The organism is Amnibacterium soli (assembly GCF_039544415.1).
GTDB lineage: Bacteria > Actinomycetota > Actinomycetes > Actinomycetales > Microbacteriaceae > Amnibacterium > Amnibacterium soli.
In genome coordinates this window covers 82,024-108,348 of the sequence record NZ_BAABLP010000005.1, presented here as the reverse complement: position 1 = coordinate 108,348, position 26,325 = coordinate 82,024, and the positions used below count along the sequence as shown (strand labels likewise).

Here is a 26,325-nt window from a genome sequence, read left to right as displayed (position 1 = left end):
ACGCCCGAAACCCCTCGCTGCCCCCATCGCACTCGACGAGGTACGCAGCGAGGGGGCGGGTGACGCCGCGGGCGCTGCCGAGCCCACGACTCGTGTCTCCTGACTTGTCAAGCTCGCGCCCAGCCCTTCAGCGTGAGACTGCGTCGCGGCATCCGGGCAGGAGCCGTGACCTCCTGACAGGTGCTGCCCGGGAGCAGTACGGACAGGAGTTCCGCCACGTCAAGGCGCCTGAAATCGTGCCCGCGCTGTATGCCGACGACGCTGGCAGACCGCTTCCAGCGCTAGCACATCCCGCCCCGGTCGGGACTCGCGGTCACGGCGTTCCCCGGTTGCAGGTGGCGACCGGCGTGCCTCGGCGCACCTCGCAGGAGAGGCCGCATGCTGCCGTGCATGGCGGCAGGGGCGTGGGTCCGGTTCTACTTCGCAGCTCGAGCAGCCAGATTCCGCTTCCGAGGCGTGCGGCCTTCGCAGGGGGCGAGCGTCCAGGTCGAAGGCGCTGCGCCGTTGCGGATCCTGCTTGCCGGCGCCGGGCTCGCCGCGGGTTACAGCGTGCGCACGCACGACGAGGGGCTCGCGGGCGCGCTCGCCTCCGCGGTCGGGAAAGAATCCGGGCGTGGGGTGCGAGTCGACCTCCGCGTCGCGCCCACGCTCGCCGCGCGGAATGCGGTCGAGCTCCTCGGCCCGAACGGGTCGCACACGTACGACCTGGCGGTGTTCGCGCCGTGCTTCCTCGAGGCGAACTTCGCGCCCGGAGCAGGGATGCCCCGGCATGGAGCCGAGATCCAGCGGCACCTTCTGGAGACCGGGAGTGATCGTCTGACGGTCGTCATGGTCGGGATCCCTCGGCCGACTCGGTATTCCCTGCTCAACGTCCGCGCGACGGAGGCGGCGTCGGAGACCAACAGGGCGATGCGCTTGAACGCCCGTGACGATCCCCGCGTCATCGTCGTGGAACCGCCCGAGTTCGAATCGATCGACAGCTCCGACCCCTTCGATCAGCGCTATCACGCCGAGCTCGGCCGTCGTATCGCCGACGCGCTCCCCGCACTCGGTCGTCGCGCCTGAGGGACCTCCTCGGCCTCGAAACGACTCCGTCCGCGACCCGAGGAACGGCCACGCAGCAATGACCGTCGTGCCAGCAGCATCGCGCCGGAGCTGCTGGCCCATGGCAGGACGAGCCCGGGCTCCGTCCCCCCACGGAAGCGCTGAATTCGTCGTCGAGGGCGGCGGGATGCGCGTCAGGCTCGCGAGCCGCATCCGCACCCTGTCCACTCCGAACAGGTCGCTGCCGCTTCGTCAGGGGCGGGGCTCGCTTCTCACAAGCGGGTCGAGTCGCCGTGGTGCCACTGCACGTCATGACCGCCCGGGACCTCCGCTCTGACCGGCGTGCGGTCGTACCGGCCCGGCCCTGGCCGGATCGGGCCGGTACTCGTGGGCGGGATGTCTTGAAAGGGACCCACGACCGAAGGTTCTTCCCGGGAGCCTAAGAAACCGCCCAGCGCACGAGTGCACGGAGTTCCTCCCGACCGGCGGCACCTCGAGTGTCTGCCCGAAGGCGCGGGTCGTGCTGTTGCTCGCCCCGGGATCGACCATGGCACGCCGGCCGTGCGGCCCGGGGAGCCGTCGGCTCTGCTCGCTGCGGGTCGCGAAGCAGTGCGACCGGTCCCAGGAGGTCGGTACTGCTCAGGCAGGTCGAAGGCGTGAAGCCGTCGCCGCAGGTCTCGGATCGGGCTGCGGCCCGGCTGCCGTCGTCCTCCAGCCGTATCGGCGCGCAGTCGCCGCCGCAGCCGGTCGGGGTCCGCAGATGACTTCCGCGTCGGCGTCCCGTGGGCATCCGGCCGCCGCGGGCTGCAGCAGGGCTCAGGAGACGGCCGGTGGTCGGCAGCTCGGGCGAAGGGGTGCGCAGCACAGATGCCGGATGAGCTGCTCAGCGGAATCCCTGGCTGAGCGCTTTCTCCGTACGGGTCGATCACATTGGACCGGTGACCCGCGCTCGACCGACGACCAGCATCCCTGGGGCATGGCGGACGCCGAGCCGCGGAGTGCTCCCGATGGCCAGCAGGCGGAGCGCGCTCGTCGCTGCACTCGCTCTGATGGCGGTGTGGGGCGCCGCAGCGATCTTCCGGATCGCCCACCCGTCGCCGGCGCCTGCCGACCAGTGGTGGAACGGGTTGATGACCTCCTCCGCCGGCCCCGCCACCCACGCCGTGGCCGCGGCGCTGGCGGTGGTCGGGACCGGTCTGCCTGGCTCCGCGCTCGCCGTCGTGGTGGGCGTGCTGGTCAGCGCCGTCCGAGGGTGGGTGTGGGGTGCGTTCGTCCTCGCGGCCAGCCTCATCAGCGCTCTCGACGTGGCCGGGATGAAGACCCTCGCCATGCGGGCGCGGCCGGATGCCGCCTTCGGGCTGTTCAACTCGTTCCCGTCAGGCCACACCGCCAACGCCGCTCTGCTCGGCACCGTCGTGTTCCTCCTCATCCGACGCATCGCCGTACGCGTGCTCGCGGTCGGCTGGATCGTGGCGATGGCATGGAGCAGGACCGCGCTGCACGCGCACTGGCTCACCGACGTCCTCGCAGCGGTCGTCGCCGGCGCCGCCACCGCGATACTCCTGTCGGCCGCCTGTCGAGCACGGCTCGCCGGACGAGACCGGAGGAGGTCCATGGTCGACAGCGTCGTGGATCACGAGGCGACCTGACACGTCGCGGCACCGCCAGCCACGGCGCGAGGCAGCCCGAGCCACGGCGCACGGAGGCGGAGGAACGGGCCGGCGTCGTCGTGAGGGTCTGCTCGCCGGACGCGTTCTGGGGTTGGACCCCGGGTCGGCGGGACGACACGATTCCAGCGTGATCGACTCCGACTTCGGCACCCTGGCGACAGCGGTGACGCTGATCCTCACCGGCACGCTGATGCTGGGCGCGGCGTTCCGAGGGACACGTCAGTAGCAGGTGGCGGCCGCGCTCCGCGAGCCGCGCTCGGAGCCTGCTCCGAGGTCAGGGGCGTTCTTCCTGCTTCCGGGCGTCGCCGATTCCGTGATGCCTGCTACCCCGCATCGAGGCGACGAGCGGGCGACTGCGACGGCTGCAATCAGGCAGGGCCTGTCGTGCCCGCGTCGGTCCGGAATCTTGGACGTCTCTTGCGACCCGATCCGCATGCTGCCTGCATGCGCGTCTCGCTGCTTCCGCTGATCGCCCGGCCCCGCCGTACCGCGGAGGTGCTGACCTCGGCGCATGAGTCGGTGCCGATCCTCATCGGAGACGGCGAGATCGACTTCACCTGCTGGCGGTGCGGGTTCGCGATCTGCGAGGGCATGCAGACCGTGGTCGAGATCTCGGGCGCAGTGTTCCGCTGTCCGGAGTGCCGGGCGTTCAACCGCTCCCGTCAGTGATTCGACGCGTGCTCAGGCCCGATGCCCGTCAGCCCTGAGGGCTCGGGACGCGCGCCTCGCGCCGTGCCCGCGCACGTCGGCGCAGGGCGCCGATGATGACCGGCAGCACCGAGACCAGCACGACCACGGTCAGCAGGACGTCGATGTTGTCCGTGATGAACGGCACCCCGCCGAGGAGCGAGCCGACGACCGTCACCCCGACCGCCCAGAGGAAGGCGCCGAGCAGGTTCCACGGCAGGAAGCGACGATAGGGGTACCGGGCGCTGCCGGCGGCGAGCGGCACGTACGTGCGGATCACCGGCACGAAACGGCCGAGCACGAGCGCCCGCCCGCCGTACTTCGCGAAGAACGCCTCGGTCTCTCGGAGGCGCGAGGTCTTCAGGATCCGGGCGTCCTCCTTGAACAGCCGGGACCCGAACCTGTCACCGAGGAGGTACCCGACCTGATCGCCCGCGACAGCGGCGAGGAAGGCGACGAGGGCGATCACGAGCACCGACAGGCCGAGGCTCTGGTGCGTGAGACCGGCGGTGACGAGCAAGGAGTCGCCCGGGAGGAACGGGAACAGCAGGCCGGACTCGATGAAGACGAAACCGGCGATGACGACCAGCGCCCAAGGTCCGACGGCGGCGAGGAGGGAGTGGACGTCCATGTCGCCATGCGGGCGGGCCGCTGCGGAGGAACGTCCAAGATGCGGCACCCGGGCACGTCTTGGCGGATTCTTATCAGCGCTTCCGGAGCATCGTCCCGTGACCGCTCCGACTCGCCCCGGCGCCCTCGTGACCGACAACCGGGTGCCCGAGCCCGATGCCGGGTTCTGGGTGCTGAAGATCCTCACCACGGGGATGGGTGAGACGACGTCCGACTTCTTCGTCAAGGCCTTCGCGCCCGAGCTCGTGGTCCCGGTCGCGCTGCTCGTGCTCATCGCGGCGCTCGTCCTGCAGTTCCGGACTCGCCGCTACCGGCCCGCGACGTACTGGACCTCGGCGCTGATGGTCAGCGTGTTCGGCACCATGGCAGCGGACGTGCTCCACGTGGGGCTGGGTGTGCCGTACACGGTGTCGACCGTCGGGTTCGCCGTCGCGCTGGCGATCGTCTTCATCGTCTGGTGGCGCGTCGAGCGCACGCTCTCGGTCCACGAGATCCGGACGGCCCGGCGGGAGGGGTTCTACTGGGCGGCGGTCATGACCACCTTCGCGTTGGGGACGGCGGCCGGTGACCTGACGGCGACCTCGCTGGGGCTGGGATACCTCGCGTCGGGGTTCCTGTTCCTGCTCGTGTTCGCCGTCCCCGGTGTCTTCTTCGCCCTCACCCGCCGCGCAGCGGTGGCGACGTTCTGGATCGCGTACGTGACCACCCGCCCGCTCGGGGCGTCGTTCGCGGACTGGTTCGCGGTGTCCAAGGCCCGCGGAGGCATGGATGTCGGCTCCGGGCCGGTGAGCGCGGTGCTGCTGCTCGGGTTCATCGTGCTCGTGGCGGTGCTGTCGGCGAGGCTCCGGTCGGGCGAGGGTGGGCGTCGGCTCGCCGTGGGCGAGCCGGAGGGCCTCGCGTGATGGACGACGCGGCACCGACCCGCTCGCTCGTGGTGGCGTGCTGCGAGGACGACCCCGCGATCACTCGGCTGCTCGACGAGTGCCTGGCGGAGGCGGGGCACACCGCCGTGTTCGCCCGATCGGGAGCGCAGGCCGTCCGCACGTTCTCCGAGGACGACCGCATCGACGTGCTGGTCCTCGACGTGGGTCTGCCGGACATGGACGGCCGCGACGTCTGCCGGGTGCTGCGCGCGAACGGTCAGGATGCGCCGGCGATGTTCCTCAGCGCGCTCGGGCAGGTCCACGACATCGTGCAGGGGTTCGCGGCGGGAGGGCTCGACTACATGGTCAAGCCCTTCGCGGTGGCCGAGTTGCTGGCTCGTATCGAGGCGCTGGCGCGCCGCTCGGAACCGGCAGCACAGATCGAGGGCCTCCGGCTGGACCCGCAGCGGTTCGCGCTCTGCAAGGGCGACGACGTCCGGGTGCTGACGCCGACGGAGTTCCGGCTCGCCGCGGAGCTGCTCGGGCACGCCGGCATGCTCGTGCGGCGCAGCGATCTGGTCAACGCCGCGTGGGTGCCTGGAGCACGGGTGAACGGGAACACGCTCGACACCTACGTGCACCGCATCCGACGTCACCTGACCGAGCTCGGTGCGGAGGCGTCGCTCCACACCGTCCGCGGTGTCGGCTACATCCTCAAGGCCGGATGATCGGGACCTGGCGCCGTCGCCGCATCGGGGTCCGGCTGATGATCGCCTCGTTCCTGCTGAGCGCGCTCGTCGTCACCGGGGCCCTCGCGGCGTCCATCGCGGTGCTGCACACGGAGGTGCAGGCGACGATCCGCGGGCGCCTGCACGACCGCGCGGCCGCCCTCGTGGCCGCGACGGTGGTGTCGGGACGGTCCGTGGACCTCGCCGGGGCGGACGACCTCCTGCTGGACTCACCGAACTGGGTGTTCGACGGCTCCGGGCACCAGCTCGAGGGCTCGCACCTCACCGGTCGAGCGGGTGCGGCGGTGCGCCGGCTCGGTGCGGCGATGCGGCGCACCGAGGCGCAGGTGGGCTCCCTGCATCTCCTCGCGGTGCCCGTCCATCGCGGCGGCCGGGTCGCCGCCGTCGCCGTCACGGGGGTCGATGAGGCCCCGTACCTCGCGACGCTCTCGGCGATCACCCGCGACGGCGTGCTGCTCGGCGTGCTCGCCGTCCTGGGCGCGACCGGCCTCGCCGCGCTGGTGCTGAGCAGAGCCCTCGGCCCCATGATCGCGATGACCGATCGGGCGGCGGAGTGGAGCCGGCACCGCAGCAGTGCCCGGTTCGCGCTCGGACCGCCGCGGGACGAGCTGACGGGGCTCGCGGCCGTGCTCGACGAGCTCCTCGACCGGGTCGAGGAGGCCCTGGCGGCGGAACGGCGGCTCACGGCCGAGATCGCGCATGAGCTGCGCTCACCGCTCACCCTGCTGATCGGGGAGACCGAACTGGCCCTCATGAAGTCCTCGACCCCGCCGTCCGAGGTCGCCCGGTACGAGCGGATCCACACTGCGGCGACCTCGATGGCACGAGCGATCACCGCACTGCTCGACGACGCCGCTGCCGGGTCCGAGGGCCTCCGGGACACGATCGTGCTCGAGGCGATCAGCTCGGTCGTCGACTCGCTGCAGCCCGTGGTCGCCTTCCGGGTCTCAGGTCCGCGGGAACGCGTCGCCGTCCGATTCGTGCAGCTCGAGCGCATGATCGCGCCGGTGCTGCAGAACGCCTTCGCCGCGGCCGCCGAGCGCGTCGACGTGGAGGTCCTGCCCAGCGGGGAGCAGGTCGCCGTCCGGATCGCGGACGACGGTCCGGGAATCGACCCCGCAGTGATCGATTCCCTGTTCGACCCCGGCGTCACGACGAGGGCGGGCGGCACCGGGCTCGGCCTCGCCCTCGCCCGGCGCCTGGTGCTGGAGGCCGGCGGCGACCTCCGCCTCGCCAGCAGCGCACCTGCTGTCTTCGAGCTCCTGCTGCCCCGGCTGATCACGCGGGACCAGGATCAGCCGGTCGGCGCCGGTCCGGCCGGCGCGTTGCGATGACGACAAGACGGCGTTGCTGCGCGGTGAAGCCGCCGGGCTGCAGCGTGGGTGCATGACTGTGACGAACCAAGCTCCCTCCCCGCGTCCGGTGGTCGCGACGATGCTGAACAAGGTCCCGCAGGTGACCTTGCTGTTCTGGCTCGTGAAGATCTGCTCCACCACGGTCGGCGAGACGGGCGCCGACTTCCTGAACGACACGCTCGGATTCGGGCTGACCGGAACGACCCTGGTCGCGGCCGGCGCGCTGGCCGTCGGCCTGGCCGTGCAGTTCGCGGTCCGGCGCTACATCCCTGCGATCTACTGGACCAACGTCGTGGTGATCAGCGTCGTGGGAACGCTGTTCTCCGACAACCTCGTCGACGGCTGGGGCGTGCCGCTGTCGGTGTCCACGCTGATCTTCGCGGTCGGCCTGGCGGCGGCGTTCATCGCCTGGTACCGCAGCGAGCGCACCCTGTCGATCCACACGATCGTCACCCGGCGCCGGGAGGCGTTCTACTGGATCGCGATCCTGTTCGCGTTCGCGCTCGGCACGTCCGCCGGCGACTGGTTCGCGGAGGGCATGGGGCTCGGCTACCTGCCGTCCGCCGCGGTCTTCGCCGGTGCCATCGGCGTGGTCGCCGTGGCACGGTTCGGCTTCAAGGCCAGCGAGGTGCTCACCTTCTGGATCGCCTACGTCCTCACCCGCCCGCTCGGAGCGTCACTGGGCGACCTGTTCACGCAGAGCAAGGCGGACGGCGGCCTCGGCTTCGGCACCGGCGCGGTCAGCGACGCGTTCCTGCTGATCATCGTCGGCGGCGTGCTCGTGTTCACGGTGCAGCAGCGCTCCGCCGGCCGCCGGGACCGCGCCGAGCAGGGGCTCGTCGGCGCCTGACCTCCGGTACAGCGGAGGTGGGCCGCCGTGGCGCGGTCCACCTCCGCTGCCCTCCGACTCAGCGGAGGACCGGCAGCTCCAGCCGCATGGTGGTGCCGGCGTCGGAGGTCGCCTCGATCGACACCCGACCGCCGTGCCGGGTCGCGAGGTCGCGGACGAGGGAGAGCCGGATCCCGAACCCTCGGCGCTGAACGGTGGTGGGGCCGCGGGAGAAGCGGTCGAAGACCCGGTCGACCGCGATCCCGCGGATGCCCGGCCCGTGATCGACGACCCGCACGATCGCCCGGCCGTGCTCCACGCCGCCGGTCACCTCCACGACCCCGCCGTCCGGGGAGTGCGCCACCGCGTTGTCGATCAGCACCACCAACGCTCGACGGAGGCTCATCTCCGTCAGCCCGACCCGTGCCTCCATGTCGATCGACACGGCGATCCGCAGGCTGCGCTCCGCGGCCGGGAGCTGGAGGTCCTGCACGCTCGCGAGCACGGTGGGTCGCAGATCGGTGCCGACGTCGACGCCGGCCGCCTGGCTGGCGGCGGCCTCGGCGACGAGCAGCAGGTCCGTGACGAGCTCGGTCATCACGCGGGTGTCGCGATGGGCCGCGGCGAGCACGTCGGCGTACGGCTCGTCGCGCTGCAACCTGCGGTCGAGCAGCTGCAGACGCGTGTCGAGGACCGTCAGCGGCGTGCGCAGCTCGTGGCTGGCGTTCGCGACGAAATCGCGCTGCATGCGCAGCGCCGTGCCCAGCGGGGCGACCGCACGACGGCTGATCGCCCAGCTCGCCACCCCGATGATCACGACCGACAGCAGGCCGAGCACGACCAGTGCGAGCAGCACCTCGTCCACGCCGATGTAGATCTTGGTCTCGCCGGGCGCCGGGCGCTCGAGGAGCTCGGTGGGCCTCGACTGGTCGAGGACGAAGAGCGCGGCGAGGCCGAGGGTGCCGATCATGACCGCCGCGGACACGGCCGCGACCTGCCACGCGGTCCTGAGTGCAGCGGCCCCGACCTGCGCGAGGTCGCTGGGGCGGCTCGATCGCTGTGCGGTCACCGCTGCTCCGCGCCCTGCAGATCGAGCATCCTCGCTCCGGCCCGGCCGGTCGGGCGTCGCGCTCCAGGGGTCCCGTCGGCGCTCGTCTCTGCGCGCAGCCGTCGGTACTCCCATCCGACGACGAGGATCACGACCACGTCGAGGATTCCGAGGACCGCCCCGCCGATCCGGGGCGCGGCGACGAGGTCGACGACCTGCGCGCCCAGCAGGACGGTCAGCGCGGCGATCGCCCAGGGATACCACCGGACCGCTCTCCGGAGCAGCGCCCCGACGGTGACGAGCTTCACCACGGCGTGCACGAGCAGGAACGCCGCGAGCGGCACGGCACCGGTCACCGCCCCGCCGCCCGCGGACGCGATCGAGCGTGCCGCGGCGTCGCGGAGCGGGGAGGTGCCCTCGGCGAGCTCGGCGGCCACGGACTCCAGCAGGGCGCCGGTGATGCGGGGTGCCACCAGCAGCACGAGCCCGCCGACGAGCTCGAGGAGCCCGTCGACCCCCTTCGCGAGGATCAGCAGGGAGTAGACGCGCTCGAACCGGGTGCGACGGGTGGGCATCGCACGACGATGCGCCGATGTCGCCCAGGAACCGCCAAGTTTGCGGTGCTTCGGCGCGGACTGGGGTCGTGCCGAGCGGACGGCGGGTACCTACTGTGGCGAGACGCGTCCGTTCTGGGGGGAACCGTCATGCGCCTGGTCCGGCTCGATCCTGCCCGTCGCCCTGCGACGATGCTGCTGGGGGCCCTGCTGATCGCCGCCTCGGCGGCTGCGTCCGGGACACCGGCCGTCGCTGCACCGCAACCTTCGGCCTCCATCCCGCTCACCGTGGTCGGCGGGGACGGGCAGGTCAGCGCCGCGTGGACCGCCGTTCAGGGAGCGACCGGGTACACCGTGCACTGGGGTGCCGGGTCGAAGACGAATCGCACGGTCGCCACGCGCGGCACCTCGGTGCGCCTGTCCACGGTGACGAACCGCCGCACCTACTCCGTGCGGGTCACGGCGATCGGCCGTCCTGCGGCGAGCGCGCGTCGCGCGACGAGACCGGTCCCGTACGTGCCGACCTCCCTCACCTCGGTGTCCGCGAAGCCTGCAGGACCGGATCGCATCCGCGTGACGTGGACGGGCGGCAGTCAGGCGCGCAGCGTGAAGGTGCTCGCCGGCGCCGACAGCATGACCGAGGCCCACCACTTCAGCACCGGCTGGTTGCCCGCCGCGGTGCGCTCGACGGTGCTCACCGTGCCTTCCCGCCTGCGGAAGGTGCTGGGCGCCGGGACCGGCAACGTCGTCTTCGTGAAGGTCGCGATGACCAACTCGTTGCATCCGAGCCGGAGGGACGGTTACCACTTCTCGCTCGCCGGCCGGTACCGGCTCACGCCGTCCGGCACCTGGTCGCTGGCGGGCATGGCCCGTGCGCCCGGCGCCAGCAGCCGACTGTCCGTCGCGACCTGGAACGTGCAGAGCGTGACCGCCAGCGCGCAGGACGCCCCGCAGAACCGCTGGGCGAACCGGCTGCCCAAGGTCGTTGCGAACATCGAGGCGCACACCCCCGACGTGATCGGGTTGCAGGAGCTCACCACGGCGCGGATCGAACCGGCCTGCTTGAACCCGCGCGGACGGCTCGACTGCGTCGAGCAGTACCAGACCCTGCAGTCGGCGCTGGCGGCCGCGAAGGTTCCGTACGTCAACGCCCGGACCGACGGCAACGCGTGGGTGTACGCCCACCCGGACTCCTACGTCGACTCGAACCTGTTCTACAATCCCGCGAGGCTCGCGGTGGAGGCGTCGGGGTTCGTCTCGCCGCGTGATCTGGTCGGTCGTTCCTGGCCCTCCGGCCAACCGAACGAGGCCGGGATGTGGGCGCGGTTCCGGACCCTCTCCTCCACCGGATCGGCGCGCAGCTTCTACGCCGTCTCCATCCACCTTCCCGCCGGCGACCACGGCGCCCTGCGGGCGGCCGAGGCGGCGGCGATCGCCCGAGCGATGGACACCCGGGCACGGCAGAAGGACGGCACCAAGCTGCCGATCGTCGTCGTCGGGGACTTCAACGGCAACGGCGCCCGTGAGTCGGACGCCGGCAGCCTCCGGCTGCTCGCCGACGGCTACATCGACGCGGCCGCCACCTCCGACCGCACGAACCTGAACTTCAGCACCGCGAACCAGACGAACGGGCGCGGCGGGATCGACGCCGACTACCCGGCGGTCCTCACTCCGCACCCGTACCCGACGAGCCGGATCGACTACGTGATGCTGAAGAACTCGCCGTACCCGAGGTCGTACCGCAACCTCGTACCGAGATCGGGAACGATGTTCGACAGCCGGTATCAGGGCTCGGACCACAACATGCAGCTCGCGGTCGTCGGGATCGGCGACCCGGTGCGCTGATCGCCGCTGCTCCTGCAGCGCTGCTGCGCGGATCGGAGCGCATCGGGCCGATTTCTTCGCGATTCCTTGAACGCCCGTTCCTACGGTCTCCGTCCATGTCCTCTTCGAGCACGCTCGCGCGCGCCGCGCATCCCGGCGCACGGCTGCGACGGTCGCTGCAGTGCAGCGGCCTGCTGAGGACGGCGCTGTCCTTCGGGATCGTCGGGCTCGGCGGCATGGTGATCGACATCGGCGTGTTCAACGCGCTGCGGCTCGGAGCCCTCAGCGACAAGCCGCTGACCGCGGGAGCGATCAGCGCGTGCGTCGCGATCGTCTTCAACTGGGTCGGCGCGAGGTACTGGACCTTCGGGGAGCGACGCCGAACCGACGTGCTGCGGGAGATGGCCGAGTACGGCGCCGTGGCGCTGCTCGGGCTGGGGATCAGCCTGCTGTGCCTCGCCGTCAGCCACTACGTCCTCGGGCTGCACTCGATCGCGGCGGACAACGCCGCAAAGAACGTCGTCGGGTTGGGTCTCGGCACCGCTGTGCGCTTCACCCTCTCCCGCTGGTGGATCTGGCACCCCGCTCGTCAAGCGATGCCGCAGGGTGCGACGGCCGAGGAGCACCTCCGATGACCGGCGCCGGCCTTCGCACGGTGATCGTCGTCCCCACGTACGACGAGCGGGAGAACATCCGCACGGCCGTCCGGAACGTCCTCACCGCACTGCCCGACGCCCACCTGCTGGTCGTCGACGACGCGAGCCCGGACGGCACCGGCGCCATCGCCGAGGAGATCAGCGCGGCCGACCCTCGGGTGCACGTGCTGCACCGGCAGACCAAGAACGGGCTCGGCGGCGCGTACCTCGCCGGTTTCGCCTGGGCCCTCGAGCGCGACTACGACGTCGTCGGCGAGTTCGACGCCGACGGATCCCACCCGGCCTCCGCACTGCCCGCGATGCAGGACGCGCTCACCCGGGATGCGAGCATCGCGCTCGTCATCGGGTCGCGATGGATCCGCGGCGGGCGCGTGATCGACTGGCCGAGGTCGCGGGAGCTGCTGAGTCGCGGCGGCAACGCGTACGCGCGCCTCGCGCTCGGCCTGCACGTCCACGACGTGACCGCGGGGTTCCGCCTCTACCGCGCTTCCACTCTCCGCCGCCTCGCGCTCGACTCCGTCGTCTCCCGGGGGTACTGCTTCCAGGTCGACCTCACGGTCCGGGTGCTCGCCGCCGGCGGCCGGATCGCTGAGGTGCCGATCGAGTTCCGGGAGCGGCAGCTCGGCGTGTCCAAGATGAGCCGTTCCATCGTGCTCGAGGCCATGTGGATGGTCACCGTCTGGGGGGTCGCTCGACTGGTCGGCCGTCCCGGACGCGTCCTCGCCGCCCACGTGGGGCTGCCGGTCGCGGACCTGGCCGCCCGTCTCGACGATGGTTCGCCGTCCGATGCAGGGCGGTGATGAGGTGGCCCGGCCGAACCGTCAGCACGTCGCACTCGCAGCGGTCCTCGCCGCGATCTGGTTGATCGCCGTCGCGGTCCGTGCGGCCATCATGGTGCGCGGCGGCGGGCTCAGCGGGCTCGGCGCGTACGACGACGGCGTCTACTACGCCGCCTCCGACGCGCTCGTGCACGGGCGGCTCCCGTACCGCGACTTCCTCTTCATCCAGCCGCCCCTCATCGCGGTCGTGACGGCCCCGTTCGCCGCGCTCGGTGCCGCAACGTCCGACGCCTTCGGCTTCGAGGTCGGCCGGATGGCGTACATCGCGCTCGGCGGCGTGAACGCGGTGCTGTGCGGCGCGGTCCTGCGCCGCTTCGGCTGGACCGCGGTCGCGGTCGGCGGGGTCGGGTACGCACTGTTCCACCCCGCCGTCTACGCCGAGCGCTCCGTGCTGCTGGAGCCGCTCGGCACCTTCGCCGTCCTGACGGCGCTGCTGCTGCTGCAGCTCGCGCCCGCCCATCCTCGGCTCGCCGTCCTTGCGGGCCTCCTCGCAGGCCTCGGCGCTGGAGCGAAGATCTGGTACGTCGTCCCAGCCGTGGTGCTGCTGGTGTCAGCGCGGCGCCTCTGGTCGCGCTACCTCGTGGGCCTCGCGGTCGGCGGCTGTGCGATCTATCTGCCGTTCCTCGCTGCGGCACCGCAGCAGATGGTGCAGCAGGTGGTCCTCGACCAGCTCGGCCGAGGGGGCGCCCCGGGGACCGCCGGCTCCGTGCAGCGACTGCAGGACCTCCTCGGCGCGCGGGCGACCGTGGGAGTGCCGGTCGATGTCATCGCGCCGGTGGTCGGCGTGCTCGCGATCGCGGCTGTCGTGACCGCTCTCGTCACCTCGGGCGCGCGGGTGTTCGGCGTGCTCGCGGTCGCGACGGTCGCGGTGCTGCTCGCGGCACCGTCCTGGTTCACCCACTACACCGCGCTCACCGCGCCGCCCCTGGCGTTGTGCGTCGGACTCGCCGCCGGGCGCCTAGCCGGTGTCCTGGCGGCCAGGCCGGCGAAGGTGGCGCTCGTCGCCGTCGTCCTGCTCGGGGTCCTCTTCGCGAACGAGGCGAACGACCGCAGCCGCTACGGGCACCGGACTCCCCCGGGACTGACCCAGGCCGCGAAGGTCGTCCCCGGTTGCATCACCGCGGACGATCCCGGGGCCCTGGTCGAGATGAACGTGCTCAGCCGCGACCTGCGGGACCCGCACTGCCAGGTGTGGCCCGATGTCACGGGATGGACCTATACACGCGCCTACCTCGAGCGGGACCGCGCCGGCGTGCTGGTGTCGAGGGCGTCGAACGGCACGTGGCAGGCGGGCGTCGTGCGGTTCCTGGAATCCGGCGACGCCACCATCCGGATCCGGCACGCGACGGGATTGAGCGCGCAGTCCAAGCGCCGGATCGACGCGGGTGCCGTGCTGTTCAAGCGCGGGCGGTTCGTCGTGCACGCGGCGACCGCGTCCTGAACCGAGCGTGGTCGCGGAGGTCGTCCACCCCCGAGTCAGGTCCGCGGAGGTTTCTTGCCGCTTTCTCCGCCGTCCGACGGGACCGTCGAGACGTCGGGCCAGTACGCACCGCGTGACTGCCCGCGCGACGAACGCGAAGGGGTGGGCGATGCTCGAAGTGCCGGTGGTCCGTGCACGAGGACTGAGCAAGGTGTTCGGAGGCGGCGACTCGGAGGTCCACGCCCTGCGGGACGTGTCGGTCGACATCGAGGGCCGGCGGCTCACGGCGATCATGGGCCCGAGCGGTTCCGGGAAGTCGACGTTGATGCACCTGCTGGCCGGGCTCGACCGGCCGTCCGCGGGCGCAGTGCTCTACGACGACGTCGACATCACCGCGTTGGACGACCGTCGGCTCACGGCCCTGCGGCGCACCGAGATCGGCTTCGTCTTCCAGGCCTTCAACCTCGTCCCGACCCTGACCGTGCTGGAGAACGTGCTGCTGCCGTTCGAGCTCGGCGGTACGAAGCCGAGCGGTGAGCACCGCGAGTGGATCCTGGAACGAGCAGGTGACCTGGGCCTCACCCCGCTGCTCGGCCGTCGCCCGCACCAGCTGTCGGGCGGGCAGCAGCAGCGGGTGGCGATCGCCCGCGCGCTCGCGATCCGGCCGCGGCTGATCTTCGCCGACGAGCCGACCGGCAACCTCGATTCCCGCACGGGCCTGGAGGTGCTGATGATGCTCGAGTCCGCGACCCGGGAGCACGACCAGGCGGTCGTCCTCGTCACGCACGACCCGGCCGCCGCCGCGCACGCCGACCGGGTGCTCTTCATCTCCGACGGCATCGTGGTCCATGACGTGGGCCGCACCGACGCCGCGACGCTGTCCGACATGGTGCTCGAACTCGCGGGCGCCCGATGATCCGCCTCACCGTGCGTGAGCTGCGCGTCGCACCGGCGCAGCACGTCGCGACCCTGATCGTGACGACGATCGGTGCGATCTTCGCGACCATCGTGATCGAGGCCGACCGCGTCCTCGGCAGTCAGTCGGCAGCGGGCGGGTTCCTCGCGCACGGCTTCGTGCGCCTGCTGCTCGACGTGCTGGGGTCGGTGTTCCTGTTCGTCGCGATCTTCGTCTCCTGCATCGTGATCGCGAACACCTTCGGGATCGTGATGGCCGCCCGGTCCCGCAGGATCGCCCTGCTGCGGCTGCTCGGCGCGGAGGGCCGTGCGCTGCGCCGCGGGGTCACCCTGGAAGGGGCGATCGTGGGCGCCGCCGGTGGCGTCCTCGGCACCTCGATCGGTCTCGCGGTCGTCGCGGCGCTGGTCGCCGTGCTCACGGCGCAGCACACCTTCGCGCCCGCGCCCTCTCCGCTCGCCACCCCGCTGCTCGTCGCGCCGACGGTCATCGCGGTCCTGTCCACGGCGGGCGCCGCCTGGTTCGGCTCCCGCCGGGTGTCCGCCGTCACTCCGCTGGACGCGGTCGGGGTGGGGCAGGAGGCGTCGCTGGAGGAGGTGCGCCGCCGACGCCGCCCGTGGCTGGTCTCCGGGTGCCTGGCCGTCGGTGCGGTCCTGCTCGTCGCCGGCGTCGTGATCGGTGCTCGCAGCCCGTTCGGGCTGTTCGTCGCCGCGCCCGGCGGCGCGTTGAGCTTCCTCGGTTTCGTGCTGGGCTCCGGCACGTTCCTGCCGCCAGTGCTGCACCTGGTCGGTCGGTCGTTCGGCCGCTCGGTCCCGGCGGCGCTGTCGCGCGGCAACGCGATTCGGCACCCCGAGCGCAGCGCCCGCTCCGCGATCAGCCTGGTGATCGGGGTCACGCTGGTGGTGATGTTCGCCGTCGCCGCTGCGTGCTTCGGCACGCAAGCGGGTGCGGTCGCCGCCACGGCGGGCCCGCAGGAAGCCGCGAGCGATGCGGCGTTCGTGACCCTGGTCCTCGGCGTGCTCGGCGTGCTGATCGGCTTCTCCCTCGCGATCGCGGCTGTCGGCCTCGTGAACAGCCTGTCCCTCAGCGTGCTGCAGCGACGGCGCGAGATCGGCCTGCTGCGGGCCGTCGGGATGAACCGCCGGCAGGTGCGGCTGATGGTGCTGTTCGAGAGCCTGCAGCTCACCCTCGCGGGCAGTGTCTGCGGCATCGTGCTCGGTGTGCTCTACGGCTGGGCGGCGGCGCTGACCGCCCTGTCGTCCGACCGCCACATCGGCGGGTACTTCCTGCCGACCATCCCGCTCCCCCTCGTGCTGTCGGTCGTCGGACTCAGCGCAGCGCTCGCGGTCCTCGCGTCGCTCGCCCCAACCCGGCGTGCGAACGCCGTCTCGCCGGTGGTGGCACTCGCCGTCGAGTGATCACGGGCCTCCGTGCCGGACCCAGCCCGCCCAGGGCTCCGCCGGATCACGCGCCCGATCCATCCGGTGCCGAAGCTGGATGAGGAGCGAGCAGCGGGGCCGCGCCAGCGCTTCGCGGTGGTCGAGGTCGCGCTCCCCGCGAGGCCACTGATCTGAGTCTCCGTGGGGCCTCGTGACTGCATTTTGACTGCAACTGGCGGAGAACCCCGTGATCGAGGCGCCGACCGGTGAACCCAGATCCGCATGTTTCCGGGGATTTTCGCTTCTCGCCGCGCACTCACGCGGGTGGTCTTCGGTTTCGAATCCCTCCAGGGGCACTCCGGCGACGTGCCTGAAGATCCGCGTGATGCCGGGCTTCTCGGCTGCACGCGAGGCCCATCCGATGGCGCAGTGGCGACTCATGTCTGCGTTCTGACTGCAACTGCAGCCGTTCCGGCGTGATCCAGGGCGTCTGCAACGGCGTGCGGATCGTCCTCGAACAGGTCCGCGGACGTGTCGAGGGTCATCGCGGCGGTGTGCCGGAGGTCGTGCAGCGCCAGCCGCGCCGGGAACGTCCGCTCGGCGTGCACGCACCGCTTCCGCGCTCCGGCGGACCAGCCGTCCGTGTGGGTCGGCGTCGCCGGACGGTCCACCCCTGAGCCGAAGACGAGGTCCTCGGGACGCGTGGTGGCGCATTCCACTCGAAGGCTCTCGGCCAGGAAGTGCGGGAACGCGACGCTGCGCGGGACATGCGACTTCGGCGTTCCAAGGATGATGTGGCCAGCGACCGGCTGGTCGCTCTCGCTTGCCGAGCTGCTCACCTGCTGCTACCGTCTGCTTCATCGTTTAAATGCTTAAACGATAAAGCAAGGGAGCTGCAGCGATGGCCGGTCGCGCGACGCGCAACGTCACGCTGCGAGACGTCGCCGAACGGGTCGGTGTCACTCCTGCCGCCGTGTCGATGGCGCTCTCCGGAAGTCCCCGCATCAGCGCCTCCACGGCGGAGCGGGTCAAGGCCGCGGCAGCGGAATTGGGGTACGTGCCCAGTTCCGCCGCGAAGGCCCTGCGCAGCCAGAGATCCGGCGCCATCGCGCTGATCGTCCCCAATTCGACACAGCACGTCTTCGGCCACAGCTACTTCATGCACGTGCTGACAGGCGTCTCGTCGGCAGCGAACGAGCGGGATGCGCAGGTGCTCGTGTCGACCAGCGCGAGCGAAGCGAGCGGGCTCACCGCCTACGAGCGCGTCATGCGATCCCGGACCGCGGACGGCGCTCTCGTCACGAGCGCCGCGATCGGCGACCGCAACATCGAGCGTCTGGCCGCGAGCGGCCTGCCTGTCGTGCTGCTCGGCAACTATCCAGACCTGCCAGACGCGAGCAGCGTCGGCTGGGACGACCTCAGCGCGTCCCGCATGGTGACGGAGCACCTCATCGTCGATCACGGCAAGCGCCGGCTGCTGCACGTGACCGGTCCGCTCGACCATCAGACGTCCGTCGACCGCCGCGAAGGCTTCCTCCAGGCCGTCCGTGCGCACGGACAGGAGATCGATGCCGCCGTGGTCGAGGGCGACTTCAGCGAGGACTCCGGCGCCGCTGCGCTCGACGGCACGAGCTTCGGCGACGCCGGGTACGACGGCATCGTCTTCGCGAACGATGACATGGCGTTCGGCGGGCTGCAGGCCTTGAGGAGGAAGGGCCTCCGCTCGCCGGAGGACGTGGCCATCGTGGGCTTCGACGACTTCGGCCTCTCCCGCACCACCGACCCGGGCATCACGACGGTGCACGTGCCTGCGGAGGAACTGGCGCGCATCGCCGCAGAGCGGCTGTTCGCGCTCATCGAGCACCCGCAAGGGTCGCCCACCCGGGACGACCTCGAGGTCTCGCTCGTGCGCCGCGAGTCATGCGGGTGCCCTCGGCAGGACGTGGTCCTGCTGCGCGACTGACTTCCCTCCCCCACCGCATCACCACAGCAAGCACTCGAAGGAGAGTCCTGATGAAGAAATCACTCGCGGCCGTGGCGGCCGGTTCCGCCGCGCTGCTCCTCGCCCTCACCGGCTGCTCGGGCGGGTCCGGCTCGCCGTCGAGCAGCGGCCCGGTCGAGCTCACGGTCTGGACCGGCTTCACCGGCGGGGACCGCCCCGGGTACGCCAAGATCGTGAAGGACTTCAACGCCTCGCACAAGAACATCCAGGTGTCGATGTCCGTGCAGCCCTGGGACACGATCACGCAGAAGCTGCCCTCCGCCTGGCTCACCGGGAGCGGCCCGGACATCGCCGCGCCGAGCTCCGACCCGAACGCGATCGCTCAGTACGTGAAGACGAACTCGGTCCTGCCGATCACGGCGACCGGGAGCGGCGACAGCAGGATCAACGTCGACAAGATCGCGCCCGCGCTGATCAAGGAGTACACCTACGGCGGCAAGCTCTACGCGGTTCCCGCGAACTACGCCACGCTGAGCCTCTACTACAACAAGAAGCTCTTCGCGGCCGCCGGCATCTCCTCCCCGCCGAAGACGGTCGCGGACTTCCAGGCCGACGCGAAGAAGCTGACGGATCCGGCGAAGAAGCAGTACGGCCTCGTGCTGGCGGACAACCAGACGATTCAGATGTGGCCGATCCTGCAGTGGCTGCAGGGTGGCGACATCGTCGATTCCAAGAGCTGCAGCGTGCTGCAGACCTCGCAGGGCCAGGCGAGCCTGAAGCCGTGGGCCGATCTCGTCGCGAAGGACAAGATCTCCCCCGTCGGCCTCACCGGCGCGGAGGCCGATTCGCTGTTCTCCGCCGGCAAGGCGGCGATGGAGTTGAACGGCCCCTGGGCCGCGCCCGGGTACAAGTCGGCAGGCATCGACCTCGGTCTCGCCCCGGTCCCGACCGGTACCGACGGAAAGAGCGTGACGCTCGGCTCGACCGCGCCGCTCGCGATCTCCTCGAAGACCAAGTACCCGCAGCAGGCGCAGGAGTTCCTCGCGTACTGGACCAGCAAGACGGCTCAGAAGCAGTTCTCCCTGCAGACCGGCTTCCCGACCCTCCGCACGGACCTCGCGGATGACCCCGATCTGAAGGCGAACGAGATCATCTCCACCTTCACGGAGCAGGTGCCGGATGCTCGTCTCTACCTGCCCCAGGTGCCGCAGGCGACCCAGGTGGACGCGAACGGCTACGTGCCACTGATCGGGAAGATCACTCGCGGGCAGGACGTCGCGGCGCAGACGTCCGCCGCAGGCAGGACCATCGACGCGCTCACGGGCTGCTCGTCCTGATGACGGTCGGAACCCCGGTCCGGGTGGAGGGCGGCGCTGCGCCGTCCGCCACCCGGGCCGCCCCCGCGAGGCCGCGCCCGCGCCGCCGCATCCGCTGGCAGCCGGCCTGGCTGTTCATGGCGCCGAGCCTCGCGATCCTCGGCGTCTTCGTGATCTACCCGATCATCGTGTCGTTCTGGTACAGCCTCCACGACTGGACCATCGGCGCCGCCGTGCAGCCCTTCGTCGGCCTCGGCAACTACGTGGCGCTGACGAAGGACCCGCAGTTCTGGAACGCGCTGGTGAACACCCTCGAGCTGACCGTCGTCTCGGTCGGCGTCCTGATCGTGCTCGGACTGGCGCTCGCGATCGGCCTGCTCCGCGACTCCGTGGTGACCAAGGTCGTCCGCTCGGCGTTCTTCTTCCCGACGATCGTGTCCCTCACCTCCATCGGCCTCGTCTGGCGCTTCTTGCTCGACCCGCAGCTCGGCCTCGTCGCCGGTGTCTCGCAAGCGCTCGGGTCGCCCGCCGTGGACTGGCTGCAGTCGACGTCGCTCGCGCTGCCCGCCGTGATCTTCGTCGACATCTGGAAGAACCTCGGGTTCGTCATGATCATCCTGCTCGGTGGTCTCAAGGGCGTCCCGGCCGAGCGGTTCGAGGCCGGCCGGCTCGACGGCGCCGGCGACTGGCAGCTCGTTCGGTACATCACGCTGCCGAGCATCCGCCCGACGCTGCTCTTCGCGACGTTGATCCTCACGATCCAGTCCTTGCAGCTGTTCGACCTCGTCTACGTCATGACCGGAGGCGGCCCGCTGTTCGCTACCGACACCCTCGTCACCGAGGTGTTCCGCGAGGGCTTCGTCAACTACCGGACGGGCTACGCCTCGGCGATCTCGTGGGTGCTGTTCGCGCTGATCATGCTCATCTCCCTCATTCAGCTCCGGATATTCAGGTACGACGATGTCGATTGACGCCTCCCGGCTGCCGCGGCGCAGCACCGCCCCCGCCCGAGCGGGCGCCACCGTCAAATGGGTCGTCATCGGCGTCGGCGTGCTCGTCGCCGTCGTGCCGTTCCTCTGGATGCTGTCGGTCTCGTTCCGCACCGAGCGGGATCTGTTCCAGAACCCTGCGAGCCTGATCCCGCAGACCTGGAGCCTGCACGGCTACCTCGGCGTGTGGGAGCAGCTGCCGTTCCTCCGGCTCGTGCTCAACACCGTGATCTTCGCGGGCGTCACGACGCTGCTGACACTGGTGCTCGACTCGCTCTGCGCCTACGCGCTCGCCCGGATGCGATTCCGTGGACGCAACATCGCCTTCATCATCGTCATCGCGACGCTGATGGTGCCGTTCCAGGTCACCCTGATCCCCGTCTTCATCGAGCTGTACCACCTCGGCTGGCTGAACACGTACCAAGGGCTGATCATCCCTCGGGCGACGAGCGCGTTCGGGATCTTCCTGCTGCGGCAGTCGTTCATGTCCATCCCCATCGAGCTCGATGAGGCGGCGCGGATCGACGGCGCCGGCCACTTCCGGATCTACCGCCAGGTGATCCTGCCGCTGTCGAAGCCCGCGCTCGCCACCGTCGCGCTGCTGAACTTCATGGCGCTCTGGAACGACCTGCTCTGGCCGCTCATCGTCACGAGCACGCCCGAGATGCGGACGCTTCCGGCGGGCCTCACCCTGTTCGGCGGTGCCCACGTGACCGATCATGCGGTGCTGCTCGCAGGCGCCACGATCTCCCTCCTTCCCCTCGCGATCGCGTTCTTCCTCGCGCAGCGATTCTTCGTGGCGGGCGTCGCGACGACCGGATTGAAGTAGCCGATGAACGAAGCCTTCCCTCCGGGCTCGATGACCTGGCTCCTCGGCATCGAGGACACCTGCGTCTACCCGCCCGCGCGGTTCGACATGGCCCCGCTCGACGAGCACGAGCTCACCGAGCACAACCTGCGGTGGCGCGAGGACCTCGACTCCGTTCGAGGACTCGGCGCGAGCGCGCTCCGATACGGCGTGAACTGGCCACTCGTGCACACCGCGCCAGGCACGTTCGAATGGTCGGTCCTCGACGAGCGCCTCCGATATGCGGCGGGCGACCTCGGGCTCACGGTCATCGCCGACCTCGTGCACTACGGCACCCCGACCTGGCTCGAGGGCTCTTTCGCGGATCCCGGCTACCCCGCCGCGATCGCAGAGTTCGCCGCCGCCTTCGCGGGACGGTATCGCGGCCTCGTCGAGCACCTGACGCCGCTGAACGAGCCGGTCACGACCGCGTCCTTCTGCGGTCTGCGCGGGGTCTGGCCGCCCGCGTTGTCCGGCTGGACCGGCTGGACGACGGTCGCGCTCAGCATCGTCGAGGGCATCCGGCGCAGCATCGCGGCCGCTCGCGTCGCGAATCCGGACGTCGTGATCGTGCACGTGGAGGCGTCCGCGATCTACACCGCGACCGAACCCGACCTCGAAGCGCACGCCGAGCTGCTCCGGGCCATCGGAGCGCTGCCGACCGAACTGCTGCTCGGCCGTGTGGACTCCGACCACCCGATGCACGGCTGGCTGCTCGAGCAAGGGGCGGACGCCGTCGCGCTCGCCGGCTTCCTGCGCGAGGTACCCGCGATCGACTTGCTGGGCGTGAACTACTACCCCGACCTCACGCCACGGGACCTCGTCCCCGTTGCCGGCTCGGTCGAGCAGATCGCGGTGAACCACTGGGCGGCCGGCCTCCGTGACCGGCTCGCCTGGTTCGCGGAGCGCTACGCGGTGCCGATGCTCGTGACCGAGACCAGCATCGAGGGCACGGAGGCGGTGCGCGCAGACTGGCTGGCCGACTCGGCGAGAGCAGTACTCGATCTGCGGAACAGCGGCCTCGACATCCGCGGCTACACCTGGTGGCCGCTGCTCGACTTCGTCGACTGGTCCTATGCCTCCGGCGGCCGCAACGTCGAGGAGTTCCTGCTCGACCCGACCGGTGGGGAGCGGACCGCGAAGGCCGAGGTGTTCGCCGACGTCAGCGCTGGGAAGACCGCCTTCCTGCGCCGCATGGGCCTACTGGCACTCGAGGAGCAGCCGGACGGCAGGCTCGTCCGAGTACAGACCGCCGCCGCTCCGGTCTTCCGGGATCTCGCTGCGCGAGTCGCGGAGGCCGACCATGTCGGCTGACCCGGCGTACGACGGCTACTTCGCCGACCCCTTCCTGCTTCGGACCTCCGACGGCTACGTCGCGTACGGCTCGCCCGAGCCCTTCCGCGGGGACAGCGCCTCCTTCGAAGCGCTCGTCTCCACCGACCTGCGCAGCTGGAACTCGATCGGCACCGTCTTCATCGGCGACCCAGCAGTCGGGTCCGACTGCTGGGCGCCGGAGGTGGTGGAGGCGGATGGCGGCTGGTGGATGTACTACTCCGCGGGCTTCGGCATCGCGGGCCACCACGTGCGCGTCGCGCGGGCGGATTCCCCGCTCGGTCCGTTCGTCGACCAAGGCGTGAACCTCACGCCGGAGGAGACGTTCGCGATCGATGCCTCACCGTTCCTCGACGCCGACGGCACCCGCTACCTGTACTTCGCTCGAGACGTGCTCGACGCGGAGCGACCGGGTACGCACCTTGCAGTGCGGCGGATGGTGTCCATGACCGAGCTCGCGCCCGAGACGGTGTCAGTGCTCACGCCCAACGCGCTGTGGCAGCGATACGAGGCGGACCGCGAGATGTACGGCCGCCGAGGTGACTGGTACACGCTCGAGGGACCCACCGTCGTCCGCCGCGACGACTCGTACGTGCTCTTCTACTCCGGGGGCTCATGGGAAGGTCCGGACTACGGCGTCTCCTTCGCGTCCGCCGCCTCGGCGCTCGGTCCGTGGACGCACGCGTCCGCCGACCTGCCCCTCGTACTGAGTCGAGCGCTGACCGGCCAGCGCGGACCAGGTCACAACTCGGTCCTCGTGCTGGAGGACGGCACAGCAGTGATCGCCTACCACGCGTGGGATGAAGCGGGCGCACGGCGTCAGCTGCACATCGCGCCGCTGAACTGGCACGCCTCGACGCCGTCGGTCATGGCCTGACCCACGCCGAGCGGAGGCAGGAGTCCGCGTCGGACTCGGCGCCGCGGCGCTCGCGTCGAGGTCGCCGCATCGCAGCGTGACTGCACGCTGACTGCAGCTGCCCGGAAACGGGGTGATCGAGGCCCTCACCAGTGACTCGTGATCCGCGTGTTCCCGGGTCCTCGCCCTGTCTCCGCATGCTCGAGCGGGCGGATTTCGGTCTCGAATCCCTCCAGGGGCACCCGTCCTCGTCCCCTGTCGTGTCTCCGGTCTCCGCGGGCCCGGAGTCCTCCCAGTGGGCGGGCGGCACCCGTGCGCGAGAGTGCACCGATGAGCGCAGGCCGGTTGGAGTCGTGGTTCCTCACGCGCGAGGAGCGGGGCGTCGCGACCAGCCGGTCGGTCGAGGACGTCGGCATCGCGACGTGGTCGGAGGGCAACCTCGTCCGTCCGCTGATCCACGGCGCGCCCTACTTCGCCCGGCTGCACGCGGAGCTGACCGACCTGGAGGCCGGTGACCGGGTCTGGTTCACGGACTGGCGCGGTGATCCCGACGAGGCGCTCCTGCCGGGCGGCCCGACCGTGGGCGCACTGCTCGCCGACCTCGCCCGCCGGGGCGTGGAGGTGCGGGGGCTCGTGTGGCGCTCGCACGGCGAGAAGATCTCCGGCCCGATCAGCGGCCGCTCGAACGCGCTGCTGGGCCGGGAGGTCAACGAAGCCGGAGGCGAGGTGCTGCTCGACCAGCGGGTGCCGCTGTTCGGCTCGCACCACCAGAAGATCTTCGTCATCCGCCGGCGGCATCACGCCGACCGCGACGTCGCGTTCGTCGGCGGCCTCGACCTCTCCCACAGCCGTCGCGACGACGCCGAGCACGCGGGCGACCCGCAGGCGCTGAAGATGGACGGCCGCTACGGCGCCCGGCCGCCGTGGCACGATGCCGCGCTCGAGCTCCGCGGGCCGGTCGTGACCGACCTGCTGGACGTGTTCGCGGAGCGGTGGAACGACCCGCACCCGCTCGATCGCCGCACGCCGCTCCGGATGCTCGCGCAGCGCCTCGCGCACATGCCCCGCCACCCGAAGCCGCTGCCGGAGGCGGCACCCGCTCCGGACCCCGCCGGGCCGCACGCCGTGCAGCTGCTCCGCACCTACACGGCGAAGCGGCCGCCCTTCCCGTTCGCTCCGCAGGGCGAGCGCACCATCGCTCGGGCCTACACGAAGGCGTTCGCGCGGGCGCAGCACCTGATCTACGTCGAGGACCAGTACCTGTGGTCGCTGGAGGTCGCCGACGGCATCGCCGAGGCGATGGTGAAGAACCCCCGGCTGCAGCTGATCGCCGTCGTCCCCCGGTACCCCAGCTCCGACGGCCCGCTCACGGGCCCGCCGAGCCGGATCGGGCAGATCCGCGCGATCAACCGGCTCCGTCGCGCAGCACCCGGCCGGGTGCACGTGTTCGACCTGGAGAACGGCGCGGGCACGCCCGTCTACGTGCACGCGAAGATCTGCATCGTCGACGACGTGTGGTTCACGGTCGGATCCGACAACTTCAACCGGAGGTCGTGGACCACCGACAGCGAGCTGACGTGCGCGGTCCTGGACACCACATCCGCCTCAGGGGGCGAGGCCGAGGCCGACGACTCACCGCGGCTCCTCGCCCGCGAGCTCCGCCGCGAGCTGTGGTCCGAGCACCTCGGGCTCGATGCCGGCGACGCGCGGCTGGACGACCTCGCCGGTGCGCCGGCGCTGTGGGCGGCGACGGCGGACGCCCTCGAGACCTGGCGCGCCGAGGCAGGCGGGGCCACCCGGCCCGCGGGCCGGATCCGCCGCCACCGGACCGAGCGCATCACCCGACTGCAGCGGATCTGGGCCGCTCCCGCCTACGGGATCGGGATCGACCCCGATCACCGGCCGCATCGACTCCGCGAGCAGCGGCGGTTCTGAGGCGGGTCGACGACCCGCGCGGCTCGGCATCCGCGGCAGCGCCGCCGGCTCCGATGCACCCCGGCTCCCCCGGCGGTGCCGCCCCGATGCTGCAGCGACCGGCCGGCCCTACCGCGACCGGCAGCCATCGGCCGTTCAGCTCGGGATCGTGAACCTCGCGCCGCAGGAGCCGCAGGAGAACGACGAGGAGTCGGCGTGCAGGACCAGCTCGACGCGTTCGCCGCAGTCCGGGCACGGTCCACCGACCGCCGCCTGCACTCGCGCGGAGTCGCCGGCTCCCTCCAGGCTGTGATGCACGCGGTGGGCTCGATCGACGATGGAGTCGTCATCTGCGGCCATGTGGTCCTCGCTTCCGTAGGTGTCGGCACACCGTAGGCACCGCTGAACCGGACCGGGGACACCCCTGGGGGTGGTGTTCGTCGATGCGGGATGCACATCGGACCCCCGGCTCGTCGGGCTCGTCGCGGTGATCCTCGGCGCCGGGGAGTCGGCGCTCCCGGCCCTGACGGACCCGACGGCGGCTCGCGCAGGACCTGGTGGAGCTCGTGATCCACTCCGCGCCAACCGCCGTCCCTGCGGGCCCGCGACGCGCACCCGAACCGCTGCTCGGCCGTCGCCGAGGTGGATCCGCCGGCGGTCCCCAGCGCT

The 26,325-nt window shown here is 71.2% G+C and carries 25 protein-coding genes; 21 read left to right on the top strand and 4 right to left on the bottom strand.

Annotated elements, in window-relative coordinates:
- Nucleotides 1-456: 456 nt before the first annotated feature.
- The 3 genes from ABEA53_RS12770 to ABEA53_RS12760 all read left to right on the top strand — a co-directional run bounded on the left by ABEA53_RS12770 (nucleotide 457) and on the right by ABEA53_RS12760 (nucleotide 3,383).
- The gene (locus tag ABEA53_RS12770; RefSeq protein WP_345481608.1) at nucleotides 457-1,065 is read left to right on the top strand and encodes a hypothetical protein; all 609 of its coding nucleotides are present in this window, start codon (nucleotides 457-459) and stop codon (nucleotides 1,063-1,065) included.
- A gap of 986 nt (nucleotides 1,066-2,051) precedes the next feature.
- Complete coding sequence (locus ABEA53_RS12765) at nucleotides 2,052-2,693, top strand: phosphatase PAP2 family protein (protein ID WP_345481607.1); 642 nt, start codon at nucleotides 2,052-2,054, stop codon at nucleotides 2,691-2,693.
- Between the two features lie 465 nt (nucleotides 2,694-3,158).
- Nucleotides 3,159-3,383 carry a hypothetical protein gene (locus ABEA53_RS12760; RefSeq protein WP_345481606.1) on the top strand — a complete coding sequence of 75 codons (225 nt, stop codon included), beginning with the start codon at nucleotides 3,159-3,161 and terminating at the stop codon, nucleotides 3,381-3,383.
- Nucleotides 3,384-3,411: 28 nt separating this feature from the next.
- On the opposite strand, the gene ABEA53_RS12755 is transcribed toward ABEA53_RS12760, so the two are convergent.
- Nucleotides 3,412-4,032 carry a DedA family protein gene (locus tag ABEA53_RS12755; RefSeq protein ID WP_345481604.1) on the bottom strand — a complete coding sequence of 207 codons (621 nt, stop codon included), beginning with the start codon at nucleotides 4,030-4,032 and terminating at the stop codon, nucleotides 3,412-3,414.
- A gap of 97 nt (nucleotides 4,033-4,129) precedes the next feature.
- Between ABEA53_RS12755 and ABEA53_RS12750 the strand changes: the two genes are divergently transcribed.
- From ABEA53_RS12750 to ABEA53_RS12735, 4 genes are read left to right on the top strand one after another with little or no spacing between them, the layout of a single operon-like run.
- Nucleotides 4,130-4,933: a COG4705 family protein gene (locus tag ABEA53_RS12750; RefSeq protein ID WP_345481603.1), complete on the top strand. Its 804-nt coding sequence runs from the start codon at nucleotides 4,130-4,132 to the stop codon at nucleotides 4,931-4,933.
- The gene (locus tag ABEA53_RS12745) at nucleotides 4,933-5,622 is read left to right on the top strand and encodes a response regulator transcription factor (protein ID WP_345481602.1); all 690 of its coding nucleotides are present in this window, start codon (nucleotides 4,933-4,935) and stop codon (nucleotides 5,620-5,622) included. The genes ABEA53_RS12750 and ABEA53_RS12745 overlap by 1 nt, the downstream gene beginning before the upstream one ends.
- Entirely contained in the window at nucleotides 5,619-6,977 is a 1,359-nt protein-coding gene (locus tag ABEA53_RS12740) for a sensor histidine kinase (protein WP_345481601.1), read from the top strand. Before ABEA53_RS12745 ends, ABEA53_RS12740 begins: the two co-directional genes overlap by 4 nt.
- Nucleotides 6,978-7,029: 52 nt before the next feature.
- The gene (locus ABEA53_RS12735; protein ID WP_345481600.1) at nucleotides 7,030-7,848 is read left to right on the top strand and encodes a COG4705 family protein; all 819 of its coding nucleotides are present in this window, start codon (nucleotides 7,030-7,032) and stop codon (nucleotides 7,846-7,848) included.
- A 58-nt stretch (nucleotides 7,849-7,906) separates the two neighbouring features.
- Here the strand turns inward: ABEA53_RS12735 and ABEA53_RS12730 are convergent, their stop codons facing one another.
- Nucleotides 7,907-8,896: a sensor histidine kinase gene (locus ABEA53_RS12730; RefSeq protein ID WP_345481599.1), complete on the bottom strand. Its 990-nt coding sequence runs from the start codon at nucleotides 8,894-8,896 to the stop codon at nucleotides 7,907-7,909.
- Nucleotides 8,893-9,450, bottom strand: coding sequence for a DUF2127 domain-containing protein (locus tag ABEA53_RS12725; RefSeq protein WP_345481598.1), 558 nt, complete (start codon nucleotides 9,448-9,450; stop codon nucleotides 8,893-8,895). The genes ABEA53_RS12730 and ABEA53_RS12725 overlap by 4 nt, the downstream gene beginning before the upstream one ends.
- Before the next feature lie 171 nt (nucleotides 9,451-9,621).
- On the opposite strand from ABEA53_RS12725, the gene ABEA53_RS12720 reads away from it, so the two are divergent.
- From ABEA53_RS12720 to ABEA53_RS12695, 6 genes are all read left to right on the top strand, one after another.
- Nucleotides 9,622-11,274, top strand: a complete 1,653-nt coding sequence (locus tag ABEA53_RS12720; protein ID WP_345481597.1) for an endonuclease/exonuclease/phosphatase family protein — start codon at nucleotides 9,622-9,624, stop codon at nucleotides 11,272-11,274.
- A gap of 95 nt (nucleotides 11,275-11,369) precedes the next feature.
- A complete protein-coding gene (locus ABEA53_RS12715; protein ID WP_345481596.1) occupies nucleotides 11,370-11,888 on the top strand; it encodes a GtrA family protein in 519 nt (172 codons plus the stop codon).
- Nucleotides 11,885-12,709 carry a polyprenol monophosphomannose synthase gene (locus ABEA53_RS12710; protein ID WP_345481595.1) on the top strand — a complete coding sequence of 275 codons (825 nt, stop codon included), beginning with the start codon at nucleotides 11,885-11,887 and terminating at the stop codon, nucleotides 12,707-12,709. The genes ABEA53_RS12715 and ABEA53_RS12710 overlap by 4 nt, the downstream gene beginning before the upstream one ends.
- Nucleotides 12,696-14,189: a hypothetical protein gene (locus ABEA53_RS12705; RefSeq protein WP_345481594.1), complete on the top strand. Its 1,494-nt coding sequence runs from the start codon at nucleotides 12,696-12,698 to the stop codon at nucleotides 14,187-14,189. Before ABEA53_RS12710 ends, ABEA53_RS12705 begins: the two co-directional genes overlap by 14 nt.
- A 148-nt stretch (nucleotides 14,190-14,337) precedes the next feature.
- Complete coding sequence (locus ABEA53_RS12700; protein ID WP_345481593.1) at nucleotides 14,338-15,084, top strand: ABC transporter ATP-binding protein; 747 nt, start codon at nucleotides 14,338-14,340, stop codon at nucleotides 15,082-15,084.
- Between the two features lie 11 nt (nucleotides 15,085-15,095).
- A complete protein-coding gene (locus ABEA53_RS12695) occupies nucleotides 15,096-16,499 on the top strand; it encodes an ABC transporter permease (RefSeq protein WP_345481591.1) in 1,404 nt (467 codons plus the stop codon).
- A gap of 398 nt (nucleotides 16,500-16,897) precedes the next feature.
- Here the strand turns inward: ABEA53_RS12695 and ABEA53_RS12690 are convergent, their stop codons facing one another.
- Nucleotides 16,898-17,299 (bottom strand): hypothetical protein, encoded by a 402-nt coding sequence (locus tag ABEA53_RS12690; protein WP_345481590.1) that lies wholly within the window; start codon nucleotides 17,297-17,299, stop codon nucleotides 16,898-16,900.
- 62 nt (nucleotides 17,300-17,361) lie between these two features.
- Between ABEA53_RS12690 and ABEA53_RS12685 the strand changes: the two genes are divergently transcribed.
- The 8 genes from ABEA53_RS12685 to ABEA53_RS12650 all read left to right on the top strand — a co-directional run bounded on the left by ABEA53_RS12685 (nucleotide 17,362) and on the right by ABEA53_RS12650 (nucleotide 26,052).
- Nucleotides 17,362-18,423 (top strand): LacI family DNA-binding transcriptional regulator, encoded by a 1,062-nt coding sequence (locus ABEA53_RS12685; RefSeq protein WP_345481589.1) that lies wholly within the window; start codon nucleotides 17,362-17,364, stop codon nucleotides 18,421-18,423.
- Between the two features lie 50 nt (nucleotides 18,424-18,473).
- Nucleotides 18,474-19,739 (top strand): ABC transporter substrate-binding protein, encoded by a 1,266-nt coding sequence (locus ABEA53_RS12680; protein ID WP_345481588.1) that lies wholly within the window; start codon nucleotides 18,474-18,476, stop codon nucleotides 19,737-19,739.
- Nucleotides 19,739-20,689, top strand: a complete 951-nt coding sequence (locus tag ABEA53_RS12675) for a carbohydrate ABC transporter permease (RefSeq protein WP_345481586.1) — start codon at nucleotides 19,739-19,741, stop codon at nucleotides 20,687-20,689. The genes ABEA53_RS12680 and ABEA53_RS12675 overlap by 1 nt, the downstream gene beginning before the upstream one ends.
- The gene (locus tag ABEA53_RS12670; RefSeq protein WP_345481585.1) at nucleotides 20,679-21,536 is read left to right on the top strand and encodes a carbohydrate ABC transporter permease; all 858 of its coding nucleotides are present in this window, start codon (nucleotides 20,679-20,681) and stop codon (nucleotides 21,534-21,536) included. The genes ABEA53_RS12675 and ABEA53_RS12670 overlap by 11 nt, the downstream gene beginning before the upstream one ends.
- A 30-nt stretch (nucleotides 21,537-21,566) precedes the next feature.
- Nucleotides 21,567-22,868, top strand: a complete 1,302-nt coding sequence (locus ABEA53_RS12665) for a glycoside hydrolase family protein (RefSeq protein WP_345481584.1) — start codon at nucleotides 21,567-21,569, stop codon at nucleotides 22,866-22,868.
- Nucleotides 22,858-23,763 carry a glycoside hydrolase family 43 protein gene (locus tag ABEA53_RS12660; RefSeq protein WP_345481583.1) on the top strand — a complete coding sequence of 302 codons (906 nt, stop codon included), beginning with the start codon at nucleotides 22,858-22,860 and terminating at the stop codon, nucleotides 23,761-23,763. The genes ABEA53_RS12665 and ABEA53_RS12660 overlap by 11 nt, the downstream gene beginning before the upstream one ends.
- A gap of 309 nt (nucleotides 23,764-24,072) precedes the next feature.
- Nucleotides 24,073-25,677: a phospholipase D family protein gene (locus ABEA53_RS12655; RefSeq protein WP_345481582.1), complete on the top strand. Its 1,605-nt coding sequence runs from the start codon at nucleotides 24,073-24,075 to the stop codon at nucleotides 25,675-25,677.
- A 195-nt stretch (nucleotides 25,678-25,872) separates the two neighbouring features.
- Nucleotides 25,873-26,052, top strand: coding sequence for a hypothetical protein (locus ABEA53_RS12650; RefSeq protein WP_345481581.1), 180 nt, complete (start codon nucleotides 25,873-25,875; stop codon nucleotides 26,050-26,052).
- Nucleotides 26,053-26,325: the final 273 nt, after the last annotated feature.

Bases quoted from the DNA above. Each gene is read 5' to 3' on its own strand.
- ABEA53_RS12765 (WP_345481607.1), top strand. From the start codon at position 2,052: ATGGCCAGCAGGCGGAGCGCGCTCGTCGCTGCACTCGCTCTGATGGCG.
- ABEA53_RS12760 (WP_345481606.1), top strand. From the start codon at position 3,159: ATGCGCGTCTCGCTGCTTCCGCTGATCGCCCGGCCCCGCCGTACCGCG.
- ABEA53_RS12755 (WP_345481604.1), bottom strand. From the start codon at position 4,032: ATGGACGTCCACTCCCTCCTCGCCGCCGTCGGACCTTGGGCGCTGGTC.
- ABEA53_RS12745 (WP_345481602.1), top strand. From the start codon at position 4,933: ATGGACGACGCGGCACCGACCCGCTCGCTCGTGGTGGCGTGCTGCGAG.
- ABEA53_RS12740 (WP_345481601.1), top strand. From the start codon at position 5,619: ATGATCGGGACCTGGCGCCGTCGCCGCATCGGGGTCCGGCTGATGATC.
- ABEA53_RS12735 (WP_345481600.1), top strand. From the start codon at position 7,030: ATGACTGTGACGAACCAAGCTCCCTCCCCGCGTCCGGTGGTCGCGACG.
- ABEA53_RS12725 (WP_345481598.1), bottom strand. From the start codon at position 9,450: ATGCCCACCCGTCGCACCCGGTTCGAGCGCGTCTACTCCCTGCTGATC.
- ABEA53_RS12720 (WP_345481597.1), top strand. From the start codon at position 9,622: ATGCTGCTGGGGGCCCTGCTGATCGCCGCCTCGGCGGCTGCGTCCGGG.
- ABEA53_RS12715 (WP_345481596.1), top strand. From the start codon at position 11,370: ATGTCCTCTTCGAGCACGCTCGCGCGCGCCGCGCATCCCGGCGCACGG.
- ABEA53_RS12710 (WP_345481595.1), top strand. From the start codon at position 11,885: ATGACCGGCGCCGGCCTTCGCACGGTGATCGTCGTCCCCACGTACGAC.
- ABEA53_RS12705 (WP_345481594.1), top strand. From the start codon at position 12,696: ATGCAGGGCGGTGATGAGGTGGCCCGGCCGAACCGTCAGCACGTCGCA.
- ABEA53_RS12700 (WP_345481593.1), top strand. From the start codon at position 14,338: ATGCTCGAAGTGCCGGTGGTCCGTGCACGAGGACTGAGCAAGGTGTTC.
- ABEA53_RS12685 (WP_345481589.1), top strand. From the start codon at position 17,362: ATGGCCGGTCGCGCGACGCGCAACGTCACGCTGCGAGACGTCGCCGAA.
- ABEA53_RS12680 (WP_345481588.1), top strand. From the start codon at position 18,474: ATGAAGAAATCACTCGCGGCCGTGGCGGCCGGTTCCGCCGCGCTGCTC.
- ABEA53_RS12675 (WP_345481586.1), top strand. From the start codon at position 19,739: ATGACGGTCGGAACCCCGGTCCGGGTGGAGGGCGGCGCTGCGCCGTCC.
- ABEA53_RS12670 (WP_345481585.1), top strand. From the start codon at position 20,679: ATGTCGATTGACGCCTCCCGGCTGCCGCGGCGCAGCACCGCCCCCGCC.
- ABEA53_RS12665 (WP_345481584.1), top strand. From the start codon at position 21,567: ATGACCTGGCTCCTCGGCATCGAGGACACCTGCGTCTACCCGCCCGCG.
- ABEA53_RS12660 (WP_345481583.1), top strand. From the start codon at position 22,858: ATGTCGGCTGACCCGGCGTACGACGGCTACTTCGCCGACCCCTTCCTG.
- ABEA53_RS12655 (WP_345481582.1), top strand. From the start codon at position 24,073: ATGAGCGCAGGCCGGTTGGAGTCGTGGTTCCTCACGCGCGAGGAGCGG.